The organism is Nitrosopumilus sp. Nsub (assembly GCF_001541925.1).
In the GTDB taxonomy this organism is placed as follows: Archaea; Thermoproteota; Nitrososphaeria; order Nitrososphaerales; family Nitrosopumilaceae; genus Nitrosopumilus.
Genome location: NZ_LQMW01000017.1, coordinates 102,610 through 121,214 on the forward strand (window position 1 = coordinate 102,610; position 18,605 = coordinate 121,214).

The 18,605-nt window shown below is 31.9% G+C and carries 19 protein-coding genes and 1 tRNA gene; 9 read left to right on the plus strand and 11 right to left on the minus strand.

Going from position 1 to position 18,605, the window contains the following annotated elements:
- Nucleotides 1-5: 5 nt before the first annotated feature.
- From dnaG to AW732_RS03800, 6 genes are all read right to left on the minus strand, one after another.
- A complete protein-coding gene (gene dnaG / locus AW732_RS03775) occupies nucleotides 6-1,148 on the minus strand; it encodes a DNA primase DnaG (protein ID WP_067958716.1) in 1,143 nt (380 codons plus the stop codon).
- 128 nt (nucleotides 1,149-1,276) lie between these two features.
- Nucleotides 1,277-1,627, minus strand: coding sequence for an iron-sulfur cluster insertion protein ErpA (erpA, locus tag AW732_RS03780; RefSeq protein ID WP_067958719.1), 351 nt, complete (start codon nucleotides 1,625-1,627; stop codon nucleotides 1,277-1,279).
- Between the two features lie 107 nt (nucleotides 1,628-1,734).
- A complete protein-coding gene (locus AW732_RS03785; RefSeq protein ID WP_067958721.1) occupies nucleotides 1,735-2,496 on the minus strand; it encodes an enoyl-CoA hydratase-related protein in 762 nt (253 codons plus the stop codon).
- 36 nt (nucleotides 2,497-2,532) lie between these two features.
- Complete coding sequence (locus AW732_RS03790; RefSeq protein ID WP_067958724.1) at nucleotides 2,533-4,650, minus strand: 3-hydroxypropionate--CoA ligase; 2,118 nt, start codon at nucleotides 4,648-4,650, stop codon at nucleotides 2,533-2,535.
- A gap of 42 nt (nucleotides 4,651-4,692) precedes the next feature.
- Nucleotides 4,693-5,376 carry a type 1 glutamine amidotransferase gene (locus AW732_RS03795; RefSeq protein ID WP_067958726.1) on the minus strand — a complete coding sequence of 228 codons (684 nt, stop codon included), beginning with the start codon at nucleotides 5,374-5,376 and terminating at the stop codon, nucleotides 4,693-4,695.
- Between the two features lie 24 nt (nucleotides 5,377-5,400).
- Entirely contained in the window at nucleotides 5,401-6,675 is a 1,275-nt protein-coding gene (locus tag AW732_RS03800; protein ID WP_067958730.1) for a Glu/Leu/Phe/Val dehydrogenase, read from the minus strand.
- Between the two features lie 137 nt (nucleotides 6,676-6,812).
- Between AW732_RS03800 and AW732_RS03805 the strand changes: the two genes are divergently transcribed.
- The 4 genes from AW732_RS03805 to AW732_RS03820 all read left to right on the plus strand — a co-directional run bounded on the left by AW732_RS03805 (nucleotide 6,813) and on the right by AW732_RS03820 (nucleotide 9,856).
- On the plus strand, nucleotides 6,813-7,538 hold the full coding sequence (locus AW732_RS03805) for an archaeal proteasome endopeptidase complex subunit alpha (RefSeq protein WP_067958732.1): 726 nt from the start codon (nucleotides 6,813-6,815) through the stop codon (nucleotides 7,536-7,538).
- A 50-nt stretch (nucleotides 7,539-7,588) separates the two neighbouring features.
- Nucleotides 7,589-8,281, plus strand: coding sequence for a class I SAM-dependent methyltransferase (locus tag AW732_RS03810; protein ID WP_067958734.1), 693 nt, complete (start codon nucleotides 7,589-7,591; stop codon nucleotides 8,279-8,281).
- Nucleotides 8,278-9,435, plus strand: coding sequence for an MFS transporter (locus tag AW732_RS03815; RefSeq protein ID WP_067958737.1), 1,158 nt, complete (start codon nucleotides 8,278-8,280; stop codon nucleotides 9,433-9,435). Before AW732_RS03810 ends, AW732_RS03815 begins: the two co-directional genes overlap by 4 nt.
- 76 nt (nucleotides 9,436-9,511) lie before the next feature.
- Entirely contained in the window at nucleotides 9,512-9,856 is a 345-nt protein-coding gene (locus AW732_RS03820; protein WP_067958739.1) for a twin-arginine translocase TatA/TatE family subunit, read from the plus strand.
- 2 nt (nucleotides 9,857-9,858) lie between these two features.
- Here AW732_RS03820 and AW732_RS03825 read toward each other — a convergent pair whose 3' ends face one another.
- Nucleotides 9,859-10,635 carry a site-specific DNA-methyltransferase gene (locus tag AW732_RS03825; protein WP_067959059.1) on the minus strand — a complete coding sequence of 259 codons (777 nt, stop codon included), beginning with the start codon at nucleotides 10,633-10,635 and terminating at the stop codon, nucleotides 9,859-9,861.
- 93 nt (nucleotides 10,636-10,728) lie between these two features.
- Here AW732_RS03825 and AW732_RS03830 point away from each other — a divergent pair, with 93 nt between their 5' ends.
- Nucleotides 10,729-13,239: a DEAD/DEAH box helicase gene (locus AW732_RS03830; RefSeq protein ID WP_067958740.1), complete on the plus strand. Its 2,511-nt coding sequence runs from the start codon at nucleotides 10,729-10,731 to the stop codon at nucleotides 13,237-13,239.
- A 102-nt stretch (nucleotides 13,240-13,341) separates the two neighbouring features.
- Here AW732_RS03830 and AW732_RS03835 read toward each other — a convergent pair whose 3' ends face one another.
- A complete protein-coding gene (locus tag AW732_RS03835; RefSeq protein WP_067958743.1) occupies nucleotides 13,342-13,563 on the minus strand; it encodes a hypothetical protein in 222 nt (73 codons plus the stop codon).
- Between the two features lie 3 nt (nucleotides 13,564-13,566).
- On the minus strand, nucleotides 13,567-13,827 hold the full coding sequence (locus tag AW732_RS03840) for a DUF373 family protein (protein ID WP_067958749.1): 261 nt from the start codon (nucleotides 13,825-13,827) through the stop codon (nucleotides 13,567-13,569).
- Between the two features lie 167 nt (nucleotides 13,828-13,994).
- Here AW732_RS03840 and AW732_RS03845 point away from each other — a divergent pair, with 167 nt between their 5' ends.
- The 3 genes from AW732_RS03845 to AW732_RS03855 all read left to right on the plus strand — a co-directional run bounded on the left by AW732_RS03845 (nucleotide 13,995) and on the right by AW732_RS03855 (nucleotide 16,769).
- Nucleotides 13,995-14,825, plus strand: coding sequence for an SDR family oxidoreductase (locus tag AW732_RS03845; protein WP_067958751.1), 831 nt, complete (start codon nucleotides 13,995-13,997; stop codon nucleotides 14,823-14,825).
- Between the two features lie 74 nt (nucleotides 14,826-14,899).
- A complete protein-coding gene (locus AW732_RS03850) occupies nucleotides 14,900-16,561 on the plus strand; it encodes a DNA topoisomerase I (protein WP_067958753.1) in 1,662 nt (553 codons plus the stop codon).
- Between the two features lie 93 nt (nucleotides 16,562-16,654).
- Nucleotides 16,655-16,769: transfer RNA gene (locus AW732_RS03855), tRNA-Met, on the plus strand.
- A 49-nt stretch (nucleotides 16,770-16,818) separates the two neighbouring features.
- On the opposite strand, the gene AW732_RS03860 is transcribed toward AW732_RS03855, so the two are convergent.
- Nucleotides 16,819-17,262, minus strand: coding sequence for a hypothetical protein (locus tag AW732_RS03860; protein ID WP_067958755.1), 444 nt, complete (start codon nucleotides 17,260-17,262; stop codon nucleotides 16,819-16,821).
- 106 nt (nucleotides 17,263-17,368) lie between these two features.
- On the opposite strand from AW732_RS03860, the gene AW732_RS03865 reads away from it, so the two are divergent.
- On the plus strand, nucleotides 17,369-18,232 hold the full coding sequence (locus AW732_RS03865; RefSeq protein WP_067958758.1) for a prohibitin family protein: 864 nt from the start codon (nucleotides 17,369-17,371) through the stop codon (nucleotides 18,230-18,232).
- Nucleotides 18,233-18,247: 15 nt separating this feature from the next.
- Here AW732_RS03865 and AW732_RS03870 read toward each other — a convergent pair whose 3' ends face one another.
- Nucleotides 18,248-18,580: a hypothetical protein gene (locus AW732_RS03870; protein WP_253805556.1), complete on the minus strand. Its 333-nt coding sequence runs from the start codon at nucleotides 18,578-18,580 to the stop codon at nucleotides 18,248-18,250.
- Between the last annotated feature and the right edge of the window lie 25 nt (nucleotides 18,581-18,605).

The following is an 18,605-nucleotide window of genomic DNA, read 5'->3' on the forward strand; positions in this document are numbered from 1 at the left end:
AAATCCTAAGATATGCCTAAATCACTGAATGTCTTTAACGTCATGCCATCAGAGTTGGTTAATTTTGCAACTCTATGTCCAATTACACATTCAATTCCAGCATTTTTAGCACCTTCCAATAATCTCTTGGTGATAATTCCATCCAATAGAAGATACTTGATGCCAGATTGAGAAGATAATTTACTTACTACTTCACTAATTGGAACTTTAAAGATTTCATTTTGATCACCATCTAAAGCAACTGCTTCTAAAGTTTCATTAAGATTTGGGAAAATTTTAGATGCAACATCTGCAATGGATTTATCATCTTCACTTTTCAATGATGGAGTAGGTTTGCCATTTTTAATTTCATCAACAATTGGTTGTAAAATTTCATCTAATCTTTGAGGAGTTAATTCTTCTACTTCAACACCAGTATCAGCTTGTAATTCATAATCAAGTGTTACAACAGATTTTAATTCTTTGAGAATAAAACCACCTGCTCTATCACCATCAATAAATGCAACAACAGTATCTTTTTCAGAACATAATTCTTTAATGGATTCATCAATTTTTGCACCTTCAATTGCAAGGACATTATCATATCCTGCTCTCAATAGATTAATGACATCAGCTCTACCTTCAACCAAAATAATCCAATTTGAATTAAAAACTCCAGAACTGCATGTTAATTTAGATGGTCCATAACTAGATAATTTTCCAGAATCACCTTGATGAACATCATTTAACATTGTTTCACCTTCACTAACTGTTTTAGTTGCCCATTTTTGCTTGATTTCTTTTGCACGTTTTACAATATCATCTTTCTTTGCTGCACGTACATCATCAATTGCATCCAAATTAAATTTACAATCAAATGGACCAACTTTATCAATACTTTCGATACCAGCTGCAATTAATGCACAAGTATCAATATCAGTACTCATTGGAATAACAGCATTACCACTTGTAGTATTAGATGTTGATTTAGCAATAACTTCAATACGTCCTACTTTAGAAACTCGTTGCAGTTCATTCAAATTCATCTCTGGGCCTAACAGTCCTTCTGTTTGGCCAAAGATGGCTCCGATTATATCTGCTCTTTCAACGAGTCCATCAACTTCATAGGAAAGCTTAACGTGATATTTGACAATTCCTGATTGAGGCATAAATTCTTCATCTCCTTTATCATTATATCCTCAATTCTAACTTAGGATATATGAGGGTATCGCAATAGAAAAAAAATCGGAGTATAGCATAAGCTAGAGATATTAAAAAATGAAATAATGATACTAGTTTATTCAGTACTAAATGAGTGACCACATGAACAGGATTTTGTAACATTCGGATTATTAATTTTAAATCCAGATCCCATCAAGCTCTCAATATAGTCAACGTTTGCACCTTGTAAATGATCAACACTGTAACTATCAACTAAGAGTTTAACTCCATTTTCTTCAAGAATAAGATCATCTTCTTCTGGTGCTTTTTCAAAGCCCATACCATAAGATAATCCAGAACAACCACCACCTTGAACATATACTCGTAAGTATTCAGGGGATTCGGCTTCCTCTTTCATGAACTCTTGGATTTTCTCAGCTGCTTTTGCAGTAACTGTAACCATTTTTTGTGTTTGTTCAGTTGCCATTATGATCAAAAACCATTTCCAAATTATAATAATCTTTTCCCCTTCAACATACTAGTAATTCAGATAGGCTCAAAATATAATAAAAATAAAAAAGAGACTGAGATAGCTTATTTCTTGGATTTATTTACAAATGCGGTCATTCTTTCTTCACGATCAGGGTGTGTAAAGCAATTTCTCCATGCAAGGAGCTCAATAGAAAGACCAGTATCAAGATCTGCATTTCTTCCTTTATTGATTGCAACTTTAGACATCTGAACACCCATTGTTGAACATCCAGCAATTTGTTGTGCCATTTTCAAAGCTTCTTCTTGTAATGATGCTAGAGGAACTACTTGGTTAACTAAACCAATTTCTCTTGCCTCATCAGCTTTGATCATTTTTCCAGTATAGACAAGTTCTTTTGCCTTTGCTATTCCCACAATTCTCATTAATCTTTGTGTTCCGCCCCATCCTGGAGGGATTCCAATTGTTACTTCTGGTTGGCCTAGTCTGGCAGTGTCAGCTGCAATTCTAATATCACAAGACATTGCAAGTTCACAACCTCCACCTAATGCAAATCCATTGATTGCTGCAATTGTTGGTTGTTTAACCAATTCTACCGTTGCAGTAACAAGTTGTCCAGTTTTTGCATATTCGACAGATTCATCTGCAGAGATTTTTGACATGTATTCAATGTCAGCTCCTGCAGAAAATGCTTTTTCACCTTCACCAGTCAAAATGATAACTTTGACATTATCATCATGATTGAGAGTTTCAAAAGTTTTGATTAGTTCTTTTGCAACATCAGTATTCATTGCATTGAGTTTGTCAGGTCTATTGATTTTGACAGTACAAATGCCATCAGAAGTAGATGTGGTAACTAGTGACATGAAAATTTGTCAAGTCATGCAAGAATTAAATGTTATCTATTTTTTAGAAATTTTTCCCCATTGTTGAAGTGCAGATGCTGCTGCTACCCAAGTTCGGAGATCTTGATAAACTGGAACATTGTGTTTTTCAATTAATTTGATCATTTTTTCAGTGTATGGACCGCCATTACCGCCAGCTAAGACAGGTTTCTTTCCGTTCTTTTGGAATGCAGCCAAATGGTCAACAATTGTTTCTTCTAATGGATCATCTTGGAATACAAACCAGGGCATAGCAATGTCAATATTCTTTTCATCCATAAATTGTTGAATAACAAATCTATAATCTTCTGCAGTTGCACCACCACCAACATCAGCTGGATTTCCATTATGAATTGGTACTGCAGGAGGGAAATGTGCCTTCATTTTTTTAACACCTTGTGGAGAAAGTTTTCCAATAGTAAGTCCGTATTTTTCTAATTGATCAATTCCACCAATCATTGGACCAGCACCATTACTAGTCATTGCAACTTTGTTACCTTTTGCTGCAGGTTGCCAAGCAAGTGCTTTTAGTACTCCTGCTAATTCCTGATAACTTTCAACTGAAATAATTCCTGCTTGCTTGAATGCACCCATAATAATTGCGTTTGAGCCTCCAAGTGAGCCTGTATGTGATGCTGCTTGTTTTGCACCTGCAGCTGTTCTTCCACTCTTCCAAATTACAATTGGTTTCTTTTTCTCTTTCATAACACGTTTTGCAACATTAATGAATTTTCTACCATCACCAAATCCTTCAACATATAATCCGACTACTTTAGTTTGAGGATCATTTGCAGCATACCAAATCATATCTGCTTCATCAACATCAGAACGGTTACCGAAACTGATCATTTTTGATAATCCAAATACATCAGCAGATTCTAACATGCTGATTCCCATTGTACCACTTTGTGAGAAGAATGCAACAGGACCTAATTTTGAACGTAACATTCTTTCTTGTCCTTGGAATGCACAATCTAGTCTATTTGCAGCATTGAACATTCCAATACAGTTTGGACCAATAATTCTGATTTTGTGTTTTTTAGATAAACGTGCAACTTCTGCTTCATAATCTGCTCTTTCTCCACCAAGTTCTTTTCCTCCACCTGAAACAATTACAACGCTATGAACACCTTTCTTTGCACAGTCCTCTAAAACTGGAGGAGTCATTGACAAATCTACTGAAACAACAACAAGGTCAACATTTCCTGGAACATCTGCAACTGAAGCATAACATTTTTGTCCAAATATTTTATCAGCCTTTGGATTAATTGGATATACCTTTCCTTTGAAATCATAATTAACTAAACTATCTAAAATTGAATTTCCAATTTTACCAGGGGTTGCAGATGCACCAACAAGTGCAACAGATTTTGGAGTGAAGAATGTTTCCATATCTGAAATATTTGGTTTTGCCTTTGAGATAGAATTTTTCTTTATCTCTTTATTTAGAATAATTTTTGCATCAACTACAAAGTGAGATTTTGGATAAACGATTACAGGGTTAAAATCAATACTGTTAACATAATCTGCATTTTCAACACCTAATTTTCCAATATCTACTAACATTTTTGCAACTAGATTAGTATCGATTGGCTCACTTCCTCTGAAACCTTTTAGAAGTTTTGAACCCTTTAATTCATTTAACATAGATTTTGCATCAGAGGTTGTAATTGGAAGCATTCTAAATGCAACATCTTTCATAACTTCTGTCATGATTCCACCCATTCCAACCATAATGATTGGTCCGAATTGAGAATCGTTTTGAATACCTACAATAAGTTCAACACCTTTTGGAACCATTTTTTCCAAAAGAATACCTTTGACATTGACACCTTTCTTTTTAGATAAACGGCCATACATGTCAGTGAATGTTTTTTTAACATCAGCAACGTTGTCAAGTCCGACTTTGACTCCACCAACATCTGTTTTGTGTAAGATTTGTGGAGAGACTACTTTCATAACTAGTGGGAAACCAATTTTTTTTGCTTGTTTTGCAGCTTCTTCAGCAGAAGTTACTAATGCATAAGGTGGTACTTTTACACCATAAGTTTTGAGAATAGATTTTGATAATTCTTCGGTAATCACTTTGTGATCGGTTTGAATAGTTTCATCGAAAATTTTCTTGACAGCAGCCATTAGTCGATCGATGAAATCAAAACTCAATATATTAAACTTTGGTCAAAGCGAAAATTGAGATTTAAAATTTTTGTAAAAAGTTTCCATGTTGGATTTAACAGTGAAAATATTTTGTTCAATATCTGAACGGATTTGGCGTGGATCAATATGAGGGATTTTATCCAATTTTTCTTCAGTTTTATCTAACCAAAGATTCACCATTTGTTCATTTACTTCAAGATGAAATTGGAGTCCAATTGCACTTTTGTATTGAAATGCTTGATTTTGGTAATTCTTAGATGAGGCTAATCTGGTAGCACCCGAAGGTAAATCAAAAGTATCACCATGCCAATGAAATACAGAAAAAGGATTTTGAAATCCAGAAAATAATTTAGAATTATCAGAGAGAGTTAAGTCATGATAAAATCCAATCTCAGTAATTGGTCCTCGATATACTGAAGCTCCAAAAGTTTTTGCAATTAATTGAGAACCTAAACAAATTCCCAATACAGGGATTGAATTTTCAACATAATTTTTAATCAATTTTTGCTCTTCAATCAAATAAGGTAAATCATCATTTGCACTTTCTGGAGCACCCAAAATTATTGCAAATGAAAATTTTTTCTTGGGAATTTCTTCATGTTTTGCATAAACAGACGTAATATCAAATCCATCATCAGACAATAATTGACCTAAATGCCCTGAACCTTCAATTCTAGTATTTTGAATGAGTAAAACGTCAGACAATGTAAAAATTAAAAAATAATCAGACTAAGGCCAAATGCCTTTTTGATTAAATGCTTCCAAAACACGTTCAACTGCTAAAACCATTGTAGCTTTTCGCATGTCAACTTTGTGTTTTTTAGATAATGCATATGCATCTTTGAATCCTTGTGTGATATTTTTCTCCATCTTTGATGCAACTTCATCAAAACTCCAATAGTATCCCATATTGTTTTGAACCCATTCCAAATAAGAAATACAAACACCACCAGAATTTGCTAAAATATCAGGAACCACAAGAATCTTTTTCTTTTCAATTACAGGATCTGCTTCAGGCAATGTTGGGCCATTTGCAGCTTCACCGATAATTTTACAATTTAATTTTTCTGCGATTTTTGCAGTAATTTGATTTTCTAAGGCTCCAGGAATCAAAATGTCACATTTTGCAGTTAGTAATTCTTCAGTTGAAACATCTTTACTTCCAGTAAATCCTACAACGGAACCAGTTTTTTCTTTGTGTTCTAAAATTTTACTTACTTTAGCACCTTTAGGAATTAAAATTGAACCTTTAGAGTCACTTACTCCAACTACAACTGCACCCATTTTTTCCAAATATTCACCAGCAAATGTGGAAGCATTTCCAAATCCTTGTAAAACTACTTTTGCACCTTTTAATTTAATTTTCAATGTTTTTGCAGCTTCTCTTACAGTGTAAGCAGTGCCCAATCCAGTAGCAACATTTCTTGCTAAAGAACCACCCATAGAAATTGGTTTTCCGGTAATTACACCAGGAGAATATTTGTTTCCGTTTAATTTACTAAAAGTATCCATAATTTGGGTCATTTCTCTTCCAGTTGTATAAACATCAGGTGCAGGAATATCTTTCTCAGGTCCAATAATTTCTGCAATTTTGTAAGCAAAACCACGAGTTAATCTTTCCATTTCACCATCACTGAGTTTTTCAGTTTTTGGGTTTACGTAAATAGCACCTTTTCCTCCACCAAGCGGAACATCAACAATAGCACATTTCCATGTCATCCATGAAGACAGAGCCATTACTTCACGTTCCATGTATTCAACACCACCCTCCGGGTTGAAATAACGAATACCACCTTTGTATGGACCTCTATCGTTATTGTGTTGACTTCTAAAACCAGTAAATACTCTAATTTTTCCATTATCCATTTTTACAGGAATTTTTACTCGCAACATTTTATTTGGCATTGCAAGATATTCACGAATTCCCTTATCCTTAATTCCAAGAATGTCACAAGCATCATTTACTTGCTTAGTTGCATTGGCAAATGGATCGGATTTTACCATAATAATAATAATAGTCCTATTCAGATTATATAAGTTTGGTTCAAAAAGGAATATTGAAATTATAAATTTTTAAAAAAATTCTAAAATTATTGAGAGATAATTACCCTTAAATTGACTGAGAATGAAGTTGACATATCATGATGGCATCACGCGGTTACGATATGACACCAACAATGTATTCTCCTGATGGCAGAATCTATCAAGTCGAATATGCAATTGAGACTGTAAAAAGAGGAACTTTAGCTATTGGTATCAGTACCAAACAAGGAGTCATTATGGCAGTAGAAGAAAAAGCAAGAACTTTACAAACTAAAAACATTACACAGAAAATTTTCCAAGTTGATTATCACATAGGAGTTGCAGCAGCAGGATACATTCCAGATGCACGTGTTCAAGTTGATAATGCCAGAGCATTTTCACAAGGAAATAGAATGACATATGATGAATCAGTAGAAATTGCTACAGTTTCAAAATATTTAGCAGATACAGCTCATCAATTTACTCAATATGGAGGAGTACGTCCAAATGGCGTTTCAATGATTATTGCAGGAATTGATCAAAAAGGAGAAGCAATCTATGTAATAGATCCTAGTGGAACATACGTACAATTTTCTGCAGTTGCAATAGGGGCAGGTGCTGATGAAGTTAATTCATTTTTAGAAAAAAATTATAATCCAGACATGAGTTTAGAGGACGCAGCAGCATTAGCTATTGCATCAGTAAATTTGAAAGCAGAAGCCAAAGATGAAATTAAAAATGTCAAAATGGCAAAAGTTTCATCTGAATCAAAAGTTTTTGAAAAAGTTTCAGAATTAGATTTAGAAAATTATTCTAAAAATGTATCAAAATTTTCAAATGAATAAAAGTTTTAGATTTGAAAAATATTCAATCAGAGACAAGGAGGATTTAGATAATGGGTTTAGGTAGTAGTTATTGGAGTGAAGTAATTGAAGTACTTCGCGATATAATTCCAATTTATGATAAAGTTAATTCAATAATTTCATTAGGTAAAGATATAGAACACAGAAATCGAGGAATTTCAGGAAGAGTTCTCAAAGGAAATAAAATTTTAGATGCAGGTTCTGGTTTTGGAAACATGTCTAAAACAGCATTAAAACTAACAGATGGTAAAATCTCAATCACTCTTTATGATCCTCTAGTACCTATGCTCAAAAATACAGGTTCACATTTTGAAAAAGTTCCAGACATGGCAAATGGTGTTTTTGAACATATTCCATTTAGAGATGAAGAATTTGATGCAGTACTATGCGGTTATTCATTAAGAGATGCAATTAATTTGAGAGTTGCAATTTCTGAAATTCATCGAGTATTAAAAAAAGAAGGACGAATGGTAATTGTAGATTTAGGCAAACCAGATGAAGGTTTTATCAGAGCAGGTGTTGCATTTTATCTTAGATGTATTTTACCAATTCTAGCATTTAGTGCTGGTGGAAGATTGGGACTAAAATTCGGTACACTTTATGGTACATTCCAAAGATGGCCACAAAATAAAAAATTAGAAGAAAAATTACTAGAAAAATTTTCACGAGTAGAATTTGAAAAGGATCTTATGGGTGGCGCAATAATGGTTGCGGCATACAAATGAACAGAGTTCTAATTTTAGTTAATTTAACAGGATTAATCATAGGCATTTCATATGGACTTCATGGTCCAATTCTACCAATTTTTGCAAAAAATGTTATTGGTGCAACATATTCAGAATTGGGTATTATCGGACTAGCAAATTTTGTTCCATACATGTTCATTCCACTTTTTGTTGGAATTTTATTAGATAGAATGAACAATGCACATCTATTAGCAATAGGAGCAGCAATCAATTCAGCATCAATCTATCTTTTATCCATTGCACAATCAGTTCCAGAAATATTGGGATTTAGAGTAATGACAGGAGTAGCTCATGCATTTTTCTGGCCACCATGTGAATCAATTATTTCAAATGAAAGTACAGAAAAGAACAGAGTCAAAAACATCTCTTGGTTTACAATGTTTTTTGTAATGGGTTTCATGATTGGACCCCTATTAGGTACAGCATTTTTAGAGAATCTCGATGTAACATATAGAATATTATTCCAAATTGCAGCATTCATTTTAGCTGCAGGAATTATTACAGCATTATTAGCATCAAGAAAGAGAGTCAAAGTACATCACGAGAGATTTTCTTTTTCAGCAATTAAAGATATGAAGAAATTTCCAGAAGTGATCACATTACTGATTTTCTGTACATCTTCATTTGGCATAATTCTAACAATTTTTCCAGCATTTCTTAATGACAAAGGAATGGATCCAACAGATGTTTTGTATTTATTTTTTGCATTTGGAATTTCACGAGTAGTTTCACTTGCATTAGCAGGAAAATTTGCAAAGAAAACAAGTCAAACATTGATTGCAGCAACATTAGCAGTTTCAATAGGACTAGCTATTTCTGTGGTTGCAGATTCAATAATCACATTTGGAATTGCTTTAGTGTTAATGGGATTTGGATTTAGCATATTTTTCCCGCTAACTTTAGAAATAATTTTAAGCAAAACAAAGAAAGGTATATCTGGAAAAATTATCGGAGCTTATGAAACAATTTTTGGATTAGGATGGGCATTAGGGCCAACAATCGGAGGACCGATAACACATTCATTTGGGGATGAAACACCATACATAGTATTTTCAATAATTGGAATAGGCATTACAGTATTAGCAATAATTTCAAGAAAGAAATTAGAGCCATTAAAGATTCAGGAAAAATAGTAATTCAAAATAATAAAACAAAATTAGGCACAATTTCAAACATTACGTTTAATTTTAAATTAGAAAATACCTGAACATGTTAGAATTTTCATTGAATATAGGTGGAAGTGAATGGATGATAATCATATTTGTTGCAGTCGTACTAGTTTTAGGAACAGGTAAACTTCCAGGTGCAGCCAAAAAAATGGGAAAAGTTGTTAGTGAATACAACAGTGCCAAAAATGAAATTCAACAACAAATGAAAGAAGTAACGGAAGAAGTGCCAAAAATTTCAGGACCAGTTGAAACTGAAAGAGAGAAATTAGAAATGATTGCGAAATCTGCAGGTATTATTACTGAAGGTAAGACAGATGATGAGATTCAAAAAGAAATATCTACAAAAATGGGTCAAAAAACAACAGAAACATCTGAAAAAAAATAAAATTATTTTGATTTTTTAATTCGATAAAGATCCTTGTCTAATCTTTTTTTAGCAAATTTGTAATAATCAGGAACAATTTCAAATCCAAGATAACGACGATTAAGAGATTTACTTACAACTGCAGTTTGTCCAGAACCCAGAAAAGGATCAAATACAATATCTTTTTTTTCACTAGAATATTCTAATAATTTTTTTATTATTTCAGAAGGGAGTTTGGTAGGAGTTTTTTCATCACCAGACCAATATTCTCTTTTGATATCCCAAACATCTTCTTTATCACGATAATGAAGGCTTCTACCATCTGGCGATTTATCACCTTGTTTAAATCTAGAAAAGGGAAAGAATTTCCTTTTTTTGTCATCTTTACAAACGTAAAGACAATGATAATGAGAAGTAACAAATTTCTTTTTTGTGACAACACCAAATTGATATTTCCAAATAATATGGTTAATAGTCACAAATCCAACATCATCTAATGCACGTAAAATATCTTTGAGATTATTCCATCCTGAAAAAACATACATGCTTCCAGAATCTTTTAAAATTCGAAATACCTCACTCATCCAAGAAAATGTGAAATCATAATAATTTTCAGGTTTAATCTCATTATATCCAGATAACACTCTAGAAGCAGTTCTATTGTAATTAGCCTTTTTTGCTTTAAAATTAATAGCAAATGGAGGATCAGTTATGACAAGATCAATTTTATTTTTAGAGATTAATTTCATACCATCAATACAATTTTTATTGTAAATTTTGTCAATTTCCACTTTATTCATTTTTAAATTAAAGATTGTTTCTAGGTTAATAATCTCATTGGTTAATAAAGAAATTAAACAATAAATCATCAAATATTTCTAATTAAATAGATCTTGAAATTTTCATGTCCAAAATGTAAATCAAAAATTGAAATTCAAAAAACATTTAACAAAAAAATACACGTATCTTGCAATAAATGTGGGATTCAAGATATTTTAGAATTTTCAAAAAATCCGGATGAAGTGTTTTTAGAATTTTTATCAAGATTTGACAAGGGGTTAGTCACTCAAAAAGAACTAACAATAGAATTAGCAGATGAAGGGATAATCAGGACAGAGAAAGAAATTAATGAAATGATCGGGGAATCAACTCCAGAAAAATTTCTTGAAGAAATTTTACGTTCAAAAAAAGATTTTATTTCAGATTATAAAATTTTGAAGAATTCTGAGCCTAAAATGGGATGCAAAGTTGAAGATTTAGGATTAGATGAAAATATTTCAATTTTTTTAAATGAATTAAAAATTAAACAATTTTACAAATTCCAAGAGGATGCAATTCAAGAAATAGTATTTGGAGAAAATATTGTTATTGAGGCACCAACAGCATCAGGAAAAACAGAGGCATTTTTGATTCCAGTTATTCAAAGAATAAAAAAAGAATCCAACAAAGGTAAAATTTTTGCAATTTTTGTGTATCCAACAAAGGCATTAGCCAGAGATCAGTTTCCAAAAATCAAAAAATTTGCAGATAAAATAAAAATAAACGTTAAAGTCTTTGACGGAGATACAAAAATAGAAGAGAGAAAAGAAATAATTGAAACACCTCCTGAAATCATAATTACAAATTTTGATGTGTTACATTATCACTTATGGCACCAAACAAAATTTTCAAGTCTACTAAATTCAACAAAAATTTTAGTGGTAGATGAAGCACATGTTTATTCAGGAATTTTTGGTTCTAATGTTCATTATATCATAAAAAGATTAAAACGAATATGTAAAGACAAATTACAATTTGTTGCAGCATCTGCAACACTGGAAGATGCCAAAACATTTTGTGAACAATTATTTGGTGAAAAAATGCAATTGGTTAAAGGTTCTGGTAAAAAAGGAGAAACAGATTTTGTAATGTTATTTCCATCACTTAGAACTCAAAGAAACCTAATGGTAGAATTAACAAAAAAATTGACAGATAAAGACCACAAAACAATGATTTTTAGCAATTCGCATTTGAATGCTGAACTTTTAGCAATGCAAACAAAAAAGCAAAAAATCAACATCAAAGTACATCGAGCAGGATTAATGTCAAATTATAGAATGTCAGTTGAAAAACAATTCAAAGAAGACAAATTACAAGCAATTTCATGCACTCCTACGCTTGAACTAGGTATAGATGTGGGAAATGTAGATTGTGTGATTTCATCCACAATTCCAGTAAATAGGCTCACTCAAAGAATAGGAAGAGCTGCAAGAAAAGGACAAAGAGGATATGCATTTTTAGCATTAGGAAATGATCCAATTTCACAATATTACAAAAATCATCCCGATGATTATTTTGAAGATATAGAAAAAACATACATTGATCCAAACAACCCATTTGTAGAAGAATTTCAAATACTAGCAATGGCTTGCGATAAACCAATTTCAAAACATGAATTAAAAGAACATCAAAAAATGATTGAACATCATTTAAAACAAGAAAACATCATAGAATCAAATAATCGAATCATACCTAACTTTGAAAAAATTAGTTCAATTTTAAACGATTACAGTATCAGAGGAATTGGAAAATCAATAGATATTTTTTTGAATGAAAGAAAAGTAGGTGACAGAATACTTCCTATTGCATTAGAGGAATTACATAAAGATGCAATTTATTTTCTAGCTGGTTCTCGTTACAAAGTTAAAGAATTGAATTATCCTAAAGAAAATTATGCTAAAATCGAAAGAATTCAAAAAGACTATCCATATTACACAAAATCATTAACAGAAGAATGGCCAACAATTGAAAGCATTTTTGAAAAAAGAAATGCAGGGGGAATTGAAATAGCATTTTGTAAATTGCATATAGAAAAAAAAGTCTATGGTTATGTGAATATTGAATTAGGACAAGAAGTTACACAGGGTGAAAAAGTAATGTTGGATACACCTCTAGAATATGATTTCATTACAAAAGGTATTGTATTTCATGCACCAAGTCCTTTAAAAATTATTGAAAAATCTGAAGATGAAGAATATACTGAAGCAAGTGGATATCATGCTACTGAACATGTCGTAATTGAAGGTAGTAATATGATTACAGGAGGAGTTTCTCAAGATTTAGGAGGAATTTCACTAGGCACATCAGGCTTAATTTTCATTTATGATGGCGCAATTGGAGGCAGCGGTGCAAGTAAAGCACTATACGATAGATTTGAAAAAGTGCTTGAAAGAAGCATGCATATTGTAAAAGAATGTCCATGTAAAAATGAGGCAGGATGCCCAAGATGTACATTTTCCTACAGATGTGGAAATAATAATGAATTTTTACATAAATATTCAGCATTAGAAATTTTAGAAAGAATCAACAAAGGAGAAAAAACAAAACTAATCGATCCTATGGAAGGAGACAGACCGTTAGTATGAAAAAATATCAACATGGCAAACTAAACAATTAGTTATATCTCAAAAATTACTCCATACTAAAATCACATAAGATAATGTAATACTTGTTTTTTTAATCAGAAATTAATGAGAGGATTTGATGTCTAGTTTTAATTTTTTAATCAGAAATAGTGCTGCTGCTCCAATGTTAAGCATAATTCCTCCAGATATTATTCCCACATATGAAATCCAATTAATTGGAGCTGTCAAGAAATACAAAATCGTTGCAGACAATATGGCAATTCCAGCAATGATCAGTAAACATGCAACTAATTTTGCAACAGATATTGTCTTTTCACGTTCCATATCTCAATCCTTATTTTCGTCTTCTTTTGAAACATCATCATCTAATAATTTGGAGATAGTGTAATCATGATGTTCTTTTCGATTTTTAGCATTTAATTTTTTGATTTTTCTTTTAAGATCTATTCCTGCTATCAACATTGCACTTCCAAAAAAGAGAGAAATACCTGAAAAAAATGTCAAACCATAAGACAGTACAAGATTTATTCCAACCAACAGAACTGCTATTCCAACTACAACTAACAACAGAGGAATTTGTTTTATCACAATTTACCAAGAAAATTGGCCTTGATAATGATTCCTCTTGTCTACTTTAACGTTCCAAACACATCAGAATTCCACATTCAGAGAAGGTCATTGATATATTATGTTTGATTTTTTCTTAGTATAGAAAATCAAAATGGGATAAATATAAGAAAAAAGATAACATTATTATGAAAAAGGTTGCTCTTGTGACAGGCAGTTCATCAGGTATTGGACTAGAGACAGTATTAGCACTAGCAAGAGACGGATATGAAACATATGCAAGCATGAGAGATGTAAAAAAATCTGCAGAATTAGAGTATGCTGCAAAAAAAGAAAATATCAAAATAAAAATTATCGAATTAGATGTAAATAAAGAAGAATCAATAATTTCAGCAATAAAAAAAATATCATCAAATAGTGGAAGATTAGATGTTTTAGTAAATAATGCAGGGTACGGTCAATTTGGATGTACTGAAGATATTACATTAGATGATTTTAGAAAACAGTTTGAAACAAATTTTTTCAGCATTGTTAAAATTATTCAAGAGGTTTCTCCAATAATGAGAAATCAAAAATCAGGAATTATAGTAAATATCAGTTCAGTTGTTGGAAAAATTGGATTGCCAGGTTCTCCAGCTTATATCAGTACAAAATTTGCTTTAGAAGGGTTTAGTGAATGTTTAAGATATGAACTAGGTCAATTTGGAATTAAAACAACATTGATTGAACCAGGAGTGATTAAAACAAACTTTTTCAATTCAATGAAAATTCCTGAATCAAAAACAGATCCAAAATACAAAGAATTAACAGATCATATTTTAGCAGGTCTTAAGATGATGGCTGAAATGGGAACTGCTCCATCACAGGTTGCAGACGTCATAATGAAAGCCATTCATAGTGATGAAATACTTCCACGATATATTGTGGGTACTGATGCAGCCATGTTTATGGAAGCAAAACAAGCCAAAACAGACCTAGAATTTGAAAAATATATGAGTAAAGAGCTATTTCCAGGCTAAAATTTACTTTATGTTAAATTATATACAGATGTTAAGGAGTTTTTGTCAAAGTCCACAACTAAAAATGAGATAAAATGAAATGGAAAAAATTACAACATAATGGAATCTTGTTTCCTCCAGAATACGAGAAACAAGGAATTAAAATAAAAATTAAAGGAGAGGCTGTCAATCTTGACATAAATCAAGAAGAGATGGTATATCAGTGGGCAAAGAAAAAAGATACTCCTTATGCACAAGACAAAGTTTTTCGAAAAAACTTTACAGATGATTTTATTAAAACATTAGATTCAAAATTTAAAAAAATATCATATGAGGATATTGATTTTTCAACTGCTTACAAAATTGTAGATAAAGAAAAAGATCTCAAAGAGATGATGACAAAAGAAGAAAAAAAGGCATTAGCTGCAAAAAGAAAAGAATTACGTGAAAAATTAAAAACAAAATATGGAATTGCCATCATGGATGGAAAAGAAGTGGAAGTTGGAAACTATATGGCAGAACCTCCAGGAATATTCATCGGCAGAGGCGAACATCCACTTAGAGGTAAATGGAAACCAAGAGTTACAGCAAAAGACGTGACATTAAACTTAGGAAAAGATGCAAAAATACCAGAAGGTGATTGGGGTAAAATTATTCATGATAACGATTCAATGTGGTTAGCCAGTTGGATGGATTTCCTTACACAAAAAAGAAAATATGTTTGGTTAGCAGATACTGCAGGATTAAAACAAGATAGAGATAAGCAAAAATATGAAAAAGCAGTCAAGCTCGGAAATGAAATTGAAAAAATAAAAGATCGAATAGTCAATGACATGAAAAGTAAAGATCCTAAAATTAACAAAATATCTACTGCATGTTATTTGATTTATAGAACTGCTATGAGGGTAGGAGACGAAAAAGATCCGGATGAAGCAGATACAGTAGGCGCAACAACACTAAGAAAAGAGCACATCAAAATTACAGCAAATGCAATTAAATTTGATTTTCTAGGTAAAGATAGTGTAAGATGGCAAGAGACAGTTGTTGCAGAAGGTCACGATAAGCAATTTCATGAGAATCTTAAAAACATAATTGAAAAGAAGAAACCTAAAGATGAAATTTTTGAAGACATTACATCAAGACATGTCAATCAATATTATTCAAGTATTGTAAAAGGACTAACTGCCAAAGTGTTTAGAACATATCTTGCAACTACAGTTGTTAAGAATTATCTAGTAAAACATGATACGATTAAAACAAAAACTGCAAATGAGAAATTGTATCATGCGAAATTAGCAAACTTAGAAGCAGCAATGATGTGTAACCACAAAAGAACGATTCCTAAAACATTTGAACAAACTTTACAAAAGAAAAGGGATTCAATTAAAAAATTAGAAAAACAAAAAGTCTGGGAAAAAACTAAAGAGACTCTTAAAAAAGTTGAGGAAAAAGAACCTAAAACAGAAATTCAAAAGAAAAGTAAAACAAAAAGAATTAAGACATTAAATGAACAGATTAAAAGACAAAAAGCTAAACATAAAGAAAGATTACAAAAACTTGAGCTGCAATTAGATTTATCAGAAAAAACTAAAGATTATGCAATTGGAACATCATTAAGAAATTACATAGATCCACGAGTTTTCAAAGCATGGACTGGTGAAGTGGGAGTTGAATGGGAAAAATTGTATACAGCAGCATTACAAAAAAAATTCCTTTGGGTTAAAGACGAAGATGTCAAATGGAAAGATCTAAAGTAAATGTATAGAAAATTATTTCAAAAATAGTCAAAAAAACAGGCAAAATATCCTAGTAGAATCATTTAATTTCCCATATTTTCAACCATATATTATGCCGGGGTAGCTCAGCCTGGTTAGAGTGCCAGTTCAATTGGTAAACTCTAACGGTTCTCCAACTAAGGCAATACTCATAATCTGGAGGTCGCGAGTTCGAAACTCGCCCCCGGCACACAGATTATTCTTAAAAATTGTAAGATGGGGGTTTCTATGAAAAATTTTTAAGAATAGTATTCTTTAAAGCCCTTATCTGTAGGGACTAATTCAGTTTTCATACCAAATAATCCAGATTTTTGTTGGGCTTTCATCAATCCATTATTTTCCAAATCTTCTAAAATGGAATTAAGTTCCTCAGTAGTTAAACCTGTATTTTTTTGAATATTTTCAAATAATCTAACTCCTCTATGTAACTCACCTAAAACAAGCATGTTTTTGGTTTGGGGTTTTGAAGATTTTGGAGATTCTTGGTATTCAGCAAGGTTTGATTCAAATTGTTCATCAGACTGTTTTTCAAATCTACCAAAATCAGAGCCATATTGTCTTTGTGAAATGTCTTGAGAGTTAAAATCACCAGTTTTGAGTTTTCTCAACACACGTGGCAAAATTCTTGCCAATGGAATCATTAAGAAGATAATCAAATAAACCCATGAAAAATCAGCTTCCATACCATTTTCACGTATTAATAAGATAAATTTGTTGATGATTATTTTCCCTAGTTTAGGAATGAAAAGAGTGATGGGTATAATAGTAGGAAAAAATCTACCATCATAGATGTCAAAATATCAATCATCTCCAGTTAAAGTTAACATGAGTGCAGCCAAAGTGGTTGTGGGTGCCATTATTCTTCTAATTATAATTGGAGTTGTGGCAGGAGCATCAGTTAAAATTGTAGAATCAGGTAATAGAGGAGTACTTACACAATGGAGTGCAGTAGATTTAACAGCACCACCACTTGATGAAGGTATTCACTTTGTTGTTCCATTTCAAGATGAGGTAGTACAAGTTGAAGTTCGTACTCTAAAGTATGATAAAGAAACTAGAAGTGCATCAAAAGACCTTCAGACTGTAGAAACTACAGTTACTGTAAACTATCATGCAGAATATGAGAAAGTGAATTATCTTTACAAGGAAATTGGATTAGATTATGAAAGTAGGGTTATCGGACCAGCAGTTGAAGAAACAGTAAAACAAGTTACAGCAAATTATAATGCAGAAGAATTAATTACAAAAAGACCACTAGTTAAGGGAGACATTGAAAATGCAATTAGAGATAGATTAAACCAATTTTACGTAACTACAGAAGTTATTTCAATTACAGATTTCGAATTTTCACCATTATTTGCTCAAGCAATTGAAGCTAAAGTAGAAGCAGAACAAAAAGCCCAAAAAGCAGAAAATGATCTTATAAGAATTGAAGTTGAAGCCAGACAACTTGAAGCTCAAGCAGTAGGTTTGGCAGCAGCAAATATTGCAGAAGCAAATGGTGAAGCAGAAGCAATTGCAATTATCAATAACGCACTTTCACAAAACCCATATTATTTAGAGTGGTTGAAGACACAAGCATGGGACGGTAAACTTCCTCTAGTAGTTGGAGAAGGTGGAACACCATTTATTCAAATTCCAGTACAACCTTAAGTAAATTAAAAAAAATTATTTTTTATCCTTAGATTTTTCTCTTATTGCATCATACATTGCAAGAAATTGTTCAGGTTCATTTCGAGTATAATTTTTTTCAAGTTTTTGAATTTCCTCATGGGTTAAGTGCTCACCTTTATTCTCATGATATTCTTTAATGATTTGAGAAGGGGTTTTCTGAATATTATATTTCTCAAGAGTTTGGGAAATTGAACGTTTTGCCAAGAAGTTTTTTAAAAATAACTGATATACAAGATAAGTAGAGATTGCAACTATACTAACGATTAAAATTGGAATTATTATCACACCAGCAGCCATACAACAACTAGAGATAATTGCATATTTCATTGTTATTCTTTTTTGTGACTAGATT

Coding starts and splice junctions, on each gene's coding strand:
- AW732_RS03845 (WP_067958751.1), top strand. CDS start 13,995: ATGAAAAAGGTTGCTCTTGTGACAGGCAGTTCATCAGGTATTGGACTA.
- AW732_RS03800 (WP_067958730.1), bottom strand. CDS start 6,675: ATGGTAAAATCCGATCCATTTGCCAATGCAACTAAGCAAGTAAATGAT.
- erpA (WP_067958719.1), bottom strand. CDS start 1,627: ATGGCAACTGAACAAACACAAAAAATGGTTACAGTTACTGCAAAAGCA.
- AW732_RS03785 (WP_067958721.1), bottom strand. CDS start 2,496: ATGTCACTAGTTACCACATCTACTTCTGATGGCATTTGTACTGTCAAA.
- AW732_RS03835 (WP_067958743.1), bottom strand. CDS start 13,563: ATGGAACGTGAAAAGACAATATCTGTTGCAAAATTAGTTGCATGTTTA.
- AW732_RS03850 (WP_067958753.1), top strand. CDS start 14,900: ATGAAATGGAAAAAATTACAACATAATGGAATCTTGTTTCCTCCAGAA.
- AW732_RS03825 (WP_067959059.1), bottom strand. CDS start 10,635: ATGAATAAAGTGGAAATTGACAAAATTTACAATAAAAATTGTATTGAT.
- AW732_RS03820 (WP_067958739.1), top strand. CDS start 9,512: ATGTTAGAATTTTCATTGAATATAGGTGGAAGTGAATGGATGATAATC.
- dnaG (WP_067958716.1), bottom strand. CDS start 1,148: ATGCCTCAATCAGGAATTGTCAAATATCACGTTAAGCTTTCCTATGAA.
- AW732_RS03810 (WP_067958734.1), top strand. CDS start 7,589: ATGGGTTTAGGTAGTAGTTATTGGAGTGAAGTAATTGAAGTACTTCGC.
- AW732_RS03805 (WP_067958732.1), top strand. CDS start 6,813: ATGATGGCATCACGCGGTTACGATATGACACCAACAATGTATTCTCCT.
- AW732_RS03790 (WP_067958724.1), bottom strand. CDS start 4,650: ATGGCTGCTGTCAAGAAAATTTTCGATGAAACTATTCAAACCGATCAC.
- AW732_RS03860 (WP_067958755.1), bottom strand. CDS start 17,262: ATGGAAGCTGATTTTTCATGGGTTTATTTGATTATCTTCTTAATGATT.
- AW732_RS03865 (WP_067958758.1), top strand. CDS start 17,369: ATGTCAAAATATCAATCATCTCCAGTTAAAGTTAACATGAGTGCAGCC.
- AW732_RS03815 (WP_067958737.1), top strand. CDS start 8,278: ATGAACAGAGTTCTAATTTTAGTTAATTTAACAGGATTAATCATAGGC.
- AW732_RS03870 (WP_253805556.1), bottom strand. CDS start 18,580: ATGAAATATGCAATTATCTCTAGTTGTTGTATGGCTGCTGGTGTGATA.